This window comes from Sphingopyxis terrae subsp. terrae NBRC 15098, from assembly GCF_001598815.1.
Taxonomy (GTDB): domain Bacteria; phylum Pseudomonadota; class Alphaproteobacteria; order Sphingomonadales; family Sphingomonadaceae; genus Sphingopyxis; species Sphingopyxis terrae.
Map to the genome: position 1 here is coordinate 1 of NZ_BCZQ01000047.1, position 11,458 is coordinate 11,458.

The following is an 11,458-nucleotide window of genomic DNA, read 5'->3' on the forward strand; positions in this document are numbered from 1 at the left end:
GTTGCCGAACTCTCCAGCGCCATGCTGGGCGCCGAGCTGGGGCTGCCGGTCACGCATCTCGACAGCCACGCGAGCTATATAGAGCACTGGCTCAAGCTTATGAAGGACGACGACCGCGCCATCCTGACCGCTGCGGCCAAGGCCGAAGAAGCTACGAGCCTGCTGCTGAATCTCGGCGGGAGAGCCACTTCTGAGCAGTTTGACGACGCGTCAGACGACGCTGCGCTTGCGGCCTGAGGGAGGATATCATGGGCCGATCCGTCAGCTATCCCAGCGGCGCTATCGTCGCCTTCACGGTGCTCGAGGTCGAATGCGAGGACGACTGGGAATTTGAGTACGAATGGCTGCGCGACGATTTGCGCGAACGGGCGTCCAGAGCCTTTCCGTCCCTGATCCCGCATGACGCCTGGCGAGGTCGGGAGGACCGGACCCTCATGCGCAATGCCTACGCCGATTTCGGCGTATCGGTCTATGGCGGGCTGGTGGCCGTCTGGATCGTTGAACGCGATGACGGGGCCTATTGGGACGCCGATTGGCGCACGGCCCGGTCACCGCGGGCAAGGCGCTGGCTGTCCCAGATCGCATATCGCTTCGATGCCATGTTCGGCGACTACGATTGCCTCGGGCACATGTCGAATGGCGAGGGGGTCTACACCAAGCGCGCAGCTTGAGCTCCGCGAGTTGGTCAGGCGCAGCGCTTTGGGTTGCCATCCCTGACTGAACTTTGCCGGCCGGTCATGGTCTGTCGCCATGCGAGAGAGGCCCTGGGCCAGCCGCCAGCCTTGCGCAACCCGGCTTGGGCGGGCCCGTGTTGGCCTTCGCCCTTCAGGCTCAAGGCCTGCCCGCGCCAGCCCGCCAAGCCGGGTTCCCCCTGACGGGTGCGCAATCCTGTCTGAATGCTGGCCCTGACGGGCTCTCGCTGGCGCAGCCATGAACGGGTGCGTCGGCCTTACGCCAGTCAGGAGGATATCCCCATGCACACGTCATTCGCCGATCAACTCGCCGGGCTCGATCTTGCCGGTTTCTCGATTGGACCCGCTCCCGTATCGACAAGCGATTTTCCGGTCCGGGAGGCGGTCGTTCAAACTCTCGAAGCGGTCTGGTCCGATCTTTTCGCCATGGTGTCCGGGACCGCTCTCGAAGCCGACGCCGAGGATCTTGGCTGGGCTTTCGTCAACATCTTTCACCGCTCGGCCGAACGTAAATCAACTGCAGTCGACCGGGCGACCGACGAGGTCCGCGCGCTGATTTCTACGGCCGATGGATCCGAGGTCCACACCCATGAACTCGAGACGCAGGTCGAGCGGGCGCAGTGCGCCGAAAGTGCGATGCTGGCGCTCGAGGAGATGCGCGAGGTTGCAGCAGCTCTTTACCTCAACGAGTTCGGTTCCTCTTGGAAGCCGGTCTCCAGTTCGCGTTTCAATCACAGCGTTATGCTCACCTCGGCGCTCGTCGAAGGGCGCGACTTCCTGCGTGCCCGTGCCGATGCCAAGCGCCGTGCGGCGGTGCCCGAAGGAACCCCGGTCGTCTTCGCTGGCGGGCGCACCCGTCATGCTACCGAAGACGATGCGCTGACCTTCGGCAACAATGTCTGGGCCACCCTCGACAAGGTTCGTGACCGTGTGCCCGACATGGTGCTCATCCATGGCGGTGACACCAAGGGCGTCGACCGCCTGGCATCGAGCTGGGCTGAACGTCGCGGCATCCCGCAGGTCACGTTTTCGCTCGACATGCGGCTGGGCGCCCGTGCCGGCTTCAAGCGTAACGAGCGGATGCTCTCCCTCGATCCGCGATACGTCATCGCCTTTCCGGGCAATGGCGTACTCGAACGTTTGGTGATCGAGGCCAAGACTCGGCGGATCACCGTTGTCGATCGCCGCGGGCCCCTTGGCACCAATCCGAAGAGCACTTCGGCAGGGACTGACTGAGTTCATGCCGGTCCTCGCGCCAGCGCCCAATCGGCGCTGGCGTCATCCATCAGAGGAAAGGCGCGCGCCTGTCGTTTGGAGCCAGCGAATTGCCGTTGGCTTCATTCACCAGGAGGTATTCCATGATAAATATCGAGGCCGTGATGGCCGATTTTGCCGTCCGGCAAGCGGAGCGGCAGGTGCAAGTGGCCGAAGAAATCCAGCAGCTCAAGACAGCCATTCTTCCGCGGTTGCGAGAGGCTGGCATCGCACGCGTCGAGATCCGCTTTGACGGCTGCGGCGACAGCGGTGCCGTTGAAGAATGTGCATGCCTCGATGCAGCCGGCGCGGCGATCCCGTGCCCGGAAGTCTCCCTCATGGAAGGCGAAGCAGACAGCGTTGCTCGTGCCGGTTCCGAAGAGCTGCCTTCACTCGGCCAGGCACTCGAGCAGCTGACCTACCTGGCACTTGAACGTCACCATCCAGGCTGGGAGATCAATGACGGTGCCTGCGGTGAACTGGCGATCGATGTGGACGAGGCGACTTTCGTGCTCGACTGCGGTCTGCGCTTCACCGCGACCGATGATCACAGGGCCGAGCTCTAGGAGACCCTGCATGGCACATTGCTACTACCACGCCCTCTCGTCGGTCCGGAAATGGGGCGGCACGGTTGATGACTATCTCCCGTTGCACCAGTGGTTCGACAAGTCGAAGGCTATTCTCGCAGACCCCCGTCACCGCGCGCTGCGGCACCATGCCGAGGGGATATTCATGCTTGAAACACTCTTCGGCGAGACCCTCGTCAATGCCGATGGCCGGGTCGTTCCGGTACGTCTGGTCGGCGAACAGCACGTACGTGAAGACCTGGGCTCGATCCCCTCCTTTGCTGATTGGGCGCGCTTGATCACGCCGCAGGCCTGGATGCTTCGAGGCAACCCTCTGGACGGCCCTGAAGGGTGACGATCGACATGCCTCTCCCTGGCGAAGCAGGTGCGTCCAAGAATGTGCCACCTGTTGGAGGAGCGGTCAGTACGATGATCTAAGAAGGGGTTCTCCGGTGGAAGGTCAGCAGGGATGATCCGGCCAAGACCGGAGGGAAACGAGGCAGGGCCAACCTATTCAAGGCATCCAGCTCCACCCGGCTTCGATGCAAACCTGTCCCTGAATCACCCCCCCGTCGAGACGCGCAACCCGGATCAGGTCCGGCCGAGTTGCCGGGCTGTGCCCGGCTGCCCGCACCACCCGAACCAGTTCCGGGTTCCCCTTCGGTGCGCTTCGCCATGGGGCGCTTCTGCTCGGGTTTTGCAGCCGGGATGGACCCGGAATGCTCGATCAGGAGAAAGCCCATGACCAATCTCGTTATCCTCGTTGGCCGCATCGCTCGCGACCCCGAGACCCGCACCACCCAGGGTGGAACCAGCATCACCTCGATCTCGGTCGTGACCGACCGTCCCGCCCGCAAGGATGGCAAGACCTACAAGGACGAAAACGGCTACACCGCCAAGGACAGCGAATTCCACCGGATCACTTGCTTCAACGGCCTGGGCCAGAACGTCGCCAAGTATTGCACCAAGGGTCAGCTCGTGACGGTCGAAGGGCGCATCCACTACACCCAGTGGGAAGATCAGAGCGGCGCCAAGCGCTACGGCTGCGAGATCATCGCCGACAAGGTCGACTTCCTCACCAAGGGCCGCTCCGGCAGCAACGAAGGTGCTCCCGATATCGACGAGGACTGAATGTCCTCACCCTGCGACAAGGCCCCGGTGGCAGACGCCATCGGGGCCTTTTCTTTTGCACGCCGGCGATGCGGCGGCGCGGGGGATCGAACCCCTTGCCGCCGCCGGGTTGGGCTACGCGGGAGCTATCCGCTTCAGCGTTTCCTCGATCCCGAGTGTCAATGCTCCTCGGACGATTTGACGCAGCTGCGCTGGTTCGATCGTCTCGGCGCCGCACTCGATCAGCATCCTGCCGAGTTCGATTGCTGCCTCCTCGCGGAGACGCGCCTCCTCGTTTTCGAGTTGGGCACGCTGTTCACGCAGCTTCCTCAGCGCATCGCGTGCAGTAGGTTTGGACCTGGCCATAGTGCTTCCTTTTTGCTGGCCGTTGGTCCCCTCCGCTCTCGATCTTGGCACTGCGAGGTCATGTAGGAAAATGGTTTGGGGGGCAGACGTCGCACTTCTGCGCTGACGTTGGAGAGGTCTCTCTCGCAGAAAGACCAAGTCTGATGCGGGCTTTGGGGCTGCGTCAAGGACGACGGGGCCCCACCATTTTTACCGGGCAAGCCCGGCAAAAATCGTTGCCCCCATCGCCGCTTCGCGGCCGCTATCGCGGTCCCTGACCCAGCCCGTCACCCACATCCTCCGCAGCTCCTGATGCGACGCATCGAACATCAGGAGGAAAGAACATGTACGCTTCACTGAACATTGCCGCTGCAGGTTGCCAAGCAGATCAGGCAGCCTTCGTTGCAGCTCTCGATCAGGCCCATGCCCGGTCCTATCACAGCTACTACACGCAGTACGTCCTGACCGATAACGAGGCAGGATACATCGCGGTCGACGAGGGAGATTACGGCGCCTTGCCCAAGGCCATGCTGGACCGTGTCATCGACACTGTGCCGGGCCGTCTCAGCGATGAATTCTGACCCGCCGGTTTGGGAGGAAGTCCGTCAGGGCTTCCTCCTTTCTTTTTGCTCGCAGACCGTTTCGGCATACCTCAGCCGTTACGGGAAGGCGGGTCGCCAGCGTCAGTCGGGGGTATCGGGACGGTCGAGATCGGCGAGCCGCTCCGGCATGCCCAGGACCTTCAACGCCGCGGCCTCGATTGCCTCTGCCTGCGTCGGGAAGGCCTCGGAAGAACTGATCGACACCCCGTTCGGGTAGGTGACTGTCGCCTGGAAGCCGTTGCCCTTCGGTATCGCACTCAACGTGACCTGGCCCATGCCGCGCATCCTTGCTGCTCTCATTAGTGCCTGCAGCATAGGCATCGATACCGTCTGTGCCTATCAGGATCCGTGGGGCGGCAACCTGTTAAGCGCCGCCGATTCTCGGGGTCACAAACCGCATCATCCGTTACAGGCTCAATAGCTGGTTCCTGTCCTCGCAGCTGGGGACTTAGGAGCACACCGGACGCAGCGGGGCCGCCAATGTTCCATCAATGTTCTCAATCAGTTGCTGCGCAAATTTGGCGTGTGCACCGACCGATTTGACCGCAAATCGCGAATTGGATTCGCAAATAGGAGACAAATCACCTTAACCTAAGATATTGGAATAAATAGGGAACTTTTTGTTTTCCTACACCCCTACCGTGAATTACTGTGATCCTCACCTTCCGCAGGTCGAACCAGGCTTCTTCAGCACAAGGAGCTTGGAAAGATGCAACGTTACAGGGTCCTCCAGACCTACGTCCCGCCGCTGATCGCGGACTGGATTCTGGAGCAGTCTAACCTCCGCGAGACCAGCGTGAGCGTGGTCATTCGCGACCATCTGGTCGCCGCCTGGAACCGCGACAACGATCATGCCGACCGTCCCGGCGGGACCGATCCGGCCCGCCAGTTGGTGTTCCTCACCACCGCGCTCGATGCACTGCTTGCGAGCCATTCCGACGACACTCTGCGCAAGCGAACTCATGCCGCTTACCATCGCCGCCTCGCACAGCTCGGCTTCATTCCTTCGCGCGAAAAGGAGACGAGCAATGAAGAATAGCATCGTCAATTTCACGCGCGGCACCCAGCTTCTCGGGCACTTCGGTTTCATGTTCGCTGCGGGTTTCAAGCTCCCGCTTGTCGTCTCTGTTCTGGTCGTTCTGGCGACCGTCTGGTGGCGGGTCAGCAGTATGCTTACCGACTACCAGGCCTACCTCTTGTGGATGCATGTCTATGCCTCTGCCTATGGCTTCATGGAGTTCGATCCGGACAAGCTGGTGAACCTGCGGCTGCCCGATGGCGAGTTGGTTGCCTTTCCCATGGCAGTGGTGAGGGACTTCCCGCCGATGCGCGAGGCCTGGACTCTGTTCTTCGCCACCGCAAAACAGGCCATGCTGCTATCTGCGCTCTGGCTCGCCCCGCTCCTTGCAGCCTTCTGGTGGGTCGCCGAGCACTTCGGCGAGCGTTCGAAACGCAAGCGTCACCTGCGCGGTGCGCAGCTCGTTTCCCTGAGCGAACTTGAGACCGATATAGCCCGGTACAACCGCCGCGCCCGCGCCCGCGAGTACGGCCGCGAAATGGGCTGGAAATGGCGCCTTGCAGGCGAAACGGCCCTGCGCGCTGCGGGTCTCTATACGCCCGCGCATATCGCCGGTGTCAGCTACCCGTGGCGGCAGGAGCAGGGTCACGCCATGCTCGTCGGAACCACCGGTATGGGCAAGACCGTGGCGCTCTTCGAGCTTGTCGATGAGATCCGCATGAGGGGAGAGCGCGCGGTCATTTTCGATCTCACGGGCGCCTTTATCGAGGGCTTCTACGAGCCCGATCGCGATGTCATCCTCAACCCGCTCGATACCCGCTGTCCGGCATGGAGCGTCTTCAATGATTGCACCACCAGCGCCGAGTTCCATGCCGCTGCGGAATCGCTTGTGCCGCATGATGGCGGCGGGGCGGAGCAGTTCTGGGTGCTCGGCGCTCGGACGCTCTTCGTCGAGACCTGTCTCAAGCTGCTCGAGAAGGGGAAGGGCACCAACGCGGCGCTCGCAAGCGACCTCATGAACGCCAATCTTCCTGACCTGCACAAGCTGCTCGAAGACACGATGGCGGGCCCAATGACCGATCCCCAGGCTGCGAAGATGGCTGAATCGGTGCGTGCGGTGTTCAACGTGAACGCCAAGGCGCTGCAATTGCTGCCCACCGAGGGCGAACCTTTTTCGATCCGAAATTGGGTCAAAGGCGAGGGCAAGGAAGGATCGTTCCTGTTCCTTTCAGCGCGCTACGCAGATCTTACCGTGCTCTCGCAGATGCTCACATTGTGGCTCGACACGGCGATCAACACGCTGATGACAGGGCGGACCACGCCCGACCTCAAATTGTGGTTCCTGATCGACGAATTGGGCGCGCTGCACCGGCTTCCCTCGCTCGAAAAGGGCCTGCAGACAGCGCGCAATTACGGCGGTGCGATCGTCACAGGTGTGCACGCCTTTGCCAAGCTCAAGGAGGTCTATGGAGAGAACATGGCGATGACCTTGTCGTCGCTCGCCAAGACCAAGCTCATGCTCGGTACGGCCGACCGCGAGACCGCTACCTGGTGTTCGGACTCGGTCGGCCACCGCGAGGTCCGCGAGGTCGAAGAGAACCAGAGCTATGGTCACAACAGCGCCCGCGATGCGGTGAGCCTGACAGCCCGCCGCGAAATCGCTCCCTTGTTGCTTCCCGATGAGTTCATGGGGCTCAAGAGCCTTGAAGGCTACATCAAGTTTCCCGAAGGACTTCCGACCGCACCGGTCACTCTAGAGCCCCGGCATTGGCCTCGCATTGCCGAAGGGTTCATCCCTCGCGCGATCCAACGACCCGCGAAAACGGTGGCCAAGCCGGTGAAAGTCGGACCGGACGAAGGGGAAGTATCCGGACAACGCGGCTGCGACGGCGACGATTCCGGTGAACGCCGTCGCCGCGACGACAAGCATCCCGGCCGGGATGCCGATGGCGACCAGCGGAAACGTCCCAATCGCAGATCACAAGGTCGCCACGCGAAGGGCAAATCGCAGGAGGTGACGCCGGACGACCAGATGTGTGCAGCACAGGACAGACAAGCTGCTGCAGAAGCCGCCAACAAGGGGCACCTGCCAGTTGATCAATCGACCGGTCGACAGAGCGAACTGCCACTCGAACCCGGCAGCCGCAAAGCGCCCAATGATCACGCCGCCGAGCGGTCAGAAAGGCCCGGCGTCAGTCCTCATCCGCATCCAGTCAAGGAAAGCAAAGAGCAACGCACTCTCGCCGATCACGAGCGACGACAGCGCGATCTTCTTGGAGGCGCGGCCCACGACAAGGAGAGGGATGTACCTGACCGTGACGAACCCGATGTGGGCGATATCGAGCCGGATATTTGATGCCCAAGCCAGTGCAATCAGTGCGTCTAATCGAGGGTTAGGGCCATGCTCTCGATCGCCAATGTCCGATCGCCTTCTGCTGCCGCCAGCTACTTTGCCGACGACAACTACTACGCCCGGGCCGATGCCGATCGTTCCGGGCAGTGGGTCGGCGAAGGCGCGAAATCACTTGGCCTATCAGGGCGCGTTGAGACCAGGCAATTCGATGCCTTGTTGCGCGGCGAACTTCCCGATGGCTCGAGCGTCGGCAATCCTGGACAGGCACATCGGCCGGGCACCGATCTGACCTTTTCGCTCCCCAAAAGCTGGTCTCTGTTGGCCCTGGTCGGAAAGGATGAGCGGATCGTTGCTGCCTATCGCGAGGCGGTAACAGAGGCGCTCACATGGGCCGAGAAGAATGCCGCTGAAACCCGCCTTGTCGACAGAGGCCAGATCAAGACCGTTGCGACTGGCAATCTCGCGGTCGGCCTTTTCCAGCATGATACCAATCGCAACCAGGAGCCCAATCTGCACTTCCATGCCGTCGTTGCCAATGTGACCCAGGGCAAGGACGGCAAGTGGCGAACGCTCAAGAACGACAGGCTCTTTGCGCTTGGCACTCTGCTCAACTCGATCGCCATGGCGCGCTTCCGGATCGCAGTCGAGAAGCTTGGCTACGAGACTGGCCCGGTTGGCAAGCACGGCAATTTCGAGGCTTGCGGGATCTCGCGCGATCAGGTGATGGCCTTCTCCTCGCGGCGGAAGGAAGTGCTCGAAGCACGCCGAGGTCCGGGGCTCGAAGCGGGCAAGATCGCGGCGCTCGCCACCCGATCGCCCAAGCAGCCGATCGAGGATCGCACGGTCCTGGGCGAGCAATGGCAAGCGGCTGCGAAGACTGTCGGCCTCGACCTGCCAAGACTGGTCGATACCGCCAAGACGAGAGCCAGCGAGCGCACCGCTGCCGACGCAAAGGGGCCCTGCCTGGCTGAGCGCGGCCTGGCGCTGCTCAAGGACTTTGCCGCGCGCATCAAGGGCAAGGAGCACGATCCTCTCGTCTCGGAGCATGTTCTCAAAAGGGGGCCGCAAGAGATTGCAGCGTCCCAGGCCGTGGCTTCGGCAGTGCGCCACCTAGCGCAGCGCGAGGCAGGCTTTGCACGGGAGGACCTGTACAAGGCAGCGCTCGATTTTGGCCTGCCAACCACCATTGCTGATGTCGAGAAAGCAGTGCGCTCGCTGGTGCGTTCAGGGCATCTGCTGCGGGGCAAGGGCGAGCACAAGGGGTGGCTGGCAAGCCGAGAAGAGGTCGAGCGCGAGGCTCGGATTCTTGCATGGGCCAATGAAGGAAAGGGCGCTGTCGAACCCATTCTTGCCGAGCGGCGAGCCGACGCCAGTGTCCAGGCTTCCGCTCTCGTCAATCAGGGTTTCAAGCTCAATGAGGGCCAGCTGGGCGCAGCTCGACTTATCCTGACATCACGTGATCGGACCATTGCCGTGCAGGGTGTTGCCGGCGCTGGCAAATCGAGCGTCTTGAAGCCGGTCGCCGATGTGCTGCGCCATGAGGGTCACAAGCTGCTTGGCCTGTCGGTGCAGAACACGCTGGTTCAGATGCTCGAACGCGACACGGGTATCGAGGCGCAGACGCTCGCGAGTTTCCTCAAGCGTTGGAAACCGATCAGCGAGGCAGAGGGGCGGTCCAGCCTCGATCGCGAGGCACGCAGGGAACTTGGCGGCAGTGTCCTTATCCTCGACGAAGCCTCGATGGTCTCCAATGCGGACAAGGAGCAGCTCATCCGCATCGCCAATCGCGCCGGTGCCCACCGCCTGGTGCTCATGGGCGACCGTAAGCAACTAGGCGCGGTCGATGCCGGCAAGCCATTCGATCTCCTGCAGCAGGGAGGAATTGCTCAGGCGCAGATGAACACCAACCTGCGTGGGCGCGATCCCATCCTGCGCGAGGCACAGGCGGCAGCGCAGGCCGGGCTGGTCCGCACGGCGCTTGACCACCTCAAGCACAATACGGTCGAAGCCAAGGGGGATGGAGCGATTGTTGCTGCCGAGCGCTGGCTGTCGCTTCCGGCAGAAGAGCGGGAGCGGACCGCGATCTATGCTTCGGGTCGCAAGATCCGCGCCGCCGTCAACGAAGCCGTCCAGACTGGTCTTGCCGCAAACCGCGAGATTGGCCCCGAAAAGCTCGAACTTGAAGTTCTCGACCGCGCCAATCTTACGCGGGAAGAACTGCGATACCTCGCCGCCTACCGGCCTGGCATGGTGCTCGAGGTCGCCAAACTCGAACGCGCGCTTGGCCTCAAGCGCGGAGACTATTTGGTGCGCAAGGTCGACGACCGGAAAGGCATTGTCGAGCTTGAGGACAAGCATGGCAGGCTAAGCAAGCTCAACCCCTCTCGTATCGGGCACGCGGGGAAGGACGACAATCTTGCGCTATTCGACAGGCGCCATCTTGAGGTCCACCAAGGCGATCGCATCCGCTGGACTAGGAACGACCACCGGCGCGGGCTGTTCAACGCCGACCGGGCCCGGGTCACTCGTATCGAAGGCGATCAGGTCACTGTTGAGACGTCCAAGGGCATCGAAAAGAAGCTCGGGAAAGACGATCCGATGCTCAAACGCCTTGATCTGGCCTATGCACTCAATGCTCACATGGCGCAGGGCCTGACCTCCGATCGAGGAATTGCGGTGATGGATAGCCGCGAGCGCAATCTTGCCAACCAGAAGACCTTCCTGGTCACGGTGACCCGGCTTCGCGATCATCTCACACTTGTGGTCGACAGCGCTGCAAGGCTCGGTGCCGCTGTTTCCAAGAACAGAGGCGAGAAATCATCGGCGTTGGAAGTCACGGAGCGATTGAAAGCTGCTGCGCAGGTGGGGACCGGAAAAGCCATAGCTGAGAAGAGTCCCAAGGTTTTTGAACCCGAGCTCGCCAAAGAGCGCAACCGCTCGATGGACTTTGGGATTTGACGAGATGGTGGCCCAAGAATGGCCGCCTTGCGCCTCAGTTTCGGACATTCCAAGGCCAATTGGCTCCGCCTGAAAGCAGCCACCAAACAAATTTGCGCGATGAGCATTCGAGCTGCCTACCAGCTATAGGATCTACTGCGACAAACTGTGCGAAGTGGGCAACGCCAGGATTGGGATCGCGTCAGTTCTGCACTGCGTTTTCAAGCTTCTCGGTTCGACGGACGGTTACGCCAGGGCGTGGCTTTCTTTGTTGGCCCGTTAGGCCGTCAAACTCGATCAGCCCCTCATTCTTCATATCCACCAGCAGGTCTTTCAACTCCGGAAGGGTAACAGAGAAGCGCTGTTGGATGCGCCTTGCCAGCACCTCAAAAAGAACCACAGCTTCCCCGCCAATAAATTGCTCGCTCCACATGCGCGCCTTTCGCACTTCCTCGTGCCAATGAACCTTTGCAGTCTCTTCTGCATTGTGCGGCAAATCTTCGAAGAGTCCTTGTTGCCCAGTCGCGGAGATTGCGCGGTCCTTCGCTTCAATTCGGAAGAACTCCTCTGCGCTAAGGGCT

General features: G+C 61.7%; 13 protein-coding genes. 10 read left to right on the forward strand and 3 right to left on the reverse strand.

The window, feature by feature from the left end; translation table 11 throughout:
* From STE01S_RS19025 to STE01S_RS19050, 6 genes are all read left to right on the forward strand, one after another.
* Positions 1-237: zincin-like metallopeptidase domain-containing protein (locus tag STE01S_RS19025; protein WP_255266031.1), on the forward strand; the 237-nt coding region annotated here is incomplete at its 5' end.
* An 11-nt stretch (positions 238-248) separates the two neighbouring features.
* A complete protein-coding gene (locus STE01S_RS19030) occupies positions 249-671 on the forward strand; it encodes a hypothetical protein (protein ID WP_062770804.1) in 423 nt (140 codons plus the stop codon).
* Between the two features lie 303 nt (positions 672-974).
* A complete protein-coding gene (locus STE01S_RS19035) occupies positions 975-1,928 on the forward strand; it encodes a DUF2493 domain-containing protein (protein ID WP_062770806.1) in 954 nt (317 codons plus the stop codon).
* A 122-nt stretch (positions 1,929-2,050) separates the two neighbouring features.
* The gene (locus STE01S_RS19040) at positions 2,051-2,512 is read left to right on the forward strand and encodes a DUF6878 family protein (protein WP_062770808.1); all 462 of its coding nucleotides are present in this window, start codon (positions 2,051-2,053) and stop codon (positions 2,510-2,512) included.
* Between the two features lie 10 nt (positions 2,513-2,522).
* Positions 2,523-2,867 (forward strand): DUF6915 family protein, encoded by a 345-nt coding sequence (locus STE01S_RS19045; RefSeq protein ID WP_062770810.1) that lies wholly within the window; start codon positions 2,523-2,525, stop codon positions 2,865-2,867.
* Positions 2,868-3,253: 386 nt separating this feature from the next.
* Complete coding sequence (locus STE01S_RS19050) at positions 3,254-3,643, forward strand: single-stranded DNA-binding protein (RefSeq protein WP_006966186.1); 390 nt, start codon at positions 3,254-3,256, stop codon at positions 3,641-3,643.
* Between the two features lie 114 nt (positions 3,644-3,757).
* Here the strand turns inward: STE01S_RS19050 and STE01S_RS20930 are convergent, their stop codons facing one another.
* Positions 3,758-3,988: a DUF6437 family protein gene (locus STE01S_RS20930; RefSeq protein WP_246135288.1), complete on the reverse strand. Its 231-nt coding sequence runs from the start codon at positions 3,986-3,988 to the stop codon at positions 3,758-3,760.
* Between the two features lie 323 nt (positions 3,989-4,311).
* On the opposite strand from STE01S_RS20930, the gene STE01S_RS19060 reads away from it, so the two are divergent.
* Positions 4,312-4,548, forward strand: a complete 237-nt coding sequence (locus tag STE01S_RS19060; protein WP_062770814.1) for a hypothetical protein — start codon at positions 4,312-4,314, stop codon at positions 4,546-4,548.
* A gap of 102 nt (positions 4,549-4,650) precedes the next feature.
* Here STE01S_RS19060 and STE01S_RS19065 read toward each other — a convergent pair whose 3' ends face one another.
* Positions 4,651-4,845: a hypothetical protein gene (locus STE01S_RS19065; protein WP_062770816.1), complete on the reverse strand. Its 195-nt coding sequence runs from the start codon at positions 4,843-4,845 to the stop codon at positions 4,651-4,653.
* 433 nt (positions 4,846-5,278) lie between these two features.
* Here STE01S_RS19065 and STE01S_RS19070 point away from each other — a divergent pair, with 433 nt between their 5' ends.
* Genes STE01S_RS19070 through mobF form a run of 3 tightly spaced genes read left to right on the forward strand, consistent with a single transcriptional unit; the run spans position 5,279 to position 10,898 of the window.
* Positions 5,279-5,608, forward strand: a complete 330-nt coding sequence (locus tag STE01S_RS19070; protein WP_054588545.1) for a hypothetical protein — start codon at positions 5,279-5,281, stop codon at positions 5,606-5,608.
* Positions 5,598-7,943, forward strand: coding sequence for a type IV secretion system DNA-binding domain-containing protein (locus STE01S_RS19075; protein ID WP_054588544.1), 2,346 nt, complete (start codon positions 5,598-5,600; stop codon positions 7,941-7,943). Before STE01S_RS19070 ends, STE01S_RS19075 begins: the two co-directional genes overlap by 11 nt.
* A 45-nt stretch (positions 7,944-7,988) precedes the next feature.
* On the forward strand, positions 7,989-10,898 hold the full coding sequence (gene mobF, locus STE01S_RS19080) for a MobF family relaxase (protein WP_054588543.1): 2,910 nt from the start codon (positions 7,989-7,991) through the stop codon (positions 10,896-10,898).
* 181 nt (positions 10,899-11,079) lie between these two features.
* Here the strand turns inward: mobF and STE01S_RS19085 are convergent.
* Positions 11,080-11,458: hypothetical protein (locus STE01S_RS19085; RefSeq protein WP_162928362.1), on the reverse strand; the 379-nt coding region annotated here is incomplete at its 5' end.

Bases quoted from the DNA above. Each gene is read 5' to 3' on its own strand.
- mobF (WP_054588543.1), top strand. From the start codon at position 7,989: ATGCTCTCGATCGCCAATGTCCGATCGCCTTCTGCTGCCGCCAGCTAC.
- STE01S_RS19035 (WP_062770806.1), top strand. From the start codon at position 975: ATGCACACGTCATTCGCCGATCAACTCGCCGGGCTCGATCTTGCCGGT.
- STE01S_RS19030 (WP_062770804.1), top strand. From the start codon at position 249: ATGGGCCGATCCGTCAGCTATCCCAGCGGCGCTATCGTCGCCTTCACG.
- STE01S_RS19050 (WP_006966186.1), top strand. From the start codon at position 3,254: ATGACCAATCTCGTTATCCTCGTTGGCCGCATCGCTCGCGACCCCGAG.
- STE01S_RS19045 (WP_062770810.1), top strand. From the start codon at position 2,523: ATGGCACATTGCTACTACCACGCCCTCTCGTCGGTCCGGAAATGGGGC.
- STE01S_RS19075 (WP_054588544.1), top strand. From the start codon at position 5,598: ATGAAGAATAGCATCGTCAATTTCACGCGCGGCACCCAGCTTCTCGGG.
- STE01S_RS19070 (WP_054588545.1), top strand. From the start codon at position 5,279: ATGCAACGTTACAGGGTCCTCCAGACCTACGTCCCGCCGCTGATCGCG.
- STE01S_RS19040 (WP_062770808.1), top strand. From the start codon at position 2,051: ATGATAAATATCGAGGCCGTGATGGCCGATTTTGCCGTCCGGCAAGCG.
- STE01S_RS19060 (WP_062770814.1), top strand. From the start codon at position 4,312: ATGTACGCTTCACTGAACATTGCCGCTGCAGGTTGCCAAGCAGATCAG.
- STE01S_RS20930 (WP_246135288.1), bottom strand. From the start codon at position 3,988: ATGGCCAGGTCCAAACCTACTGCACGCGATGCGCTGAGGAAGCTGCGT.
- STE01S_RS19065 (WP_062770816.1), bottom strand. From the start codon at position 4,845: ATGGGCCAGGTCACGTTGAGTGCGATACCGAAGGGCAACGGCTTCCAG.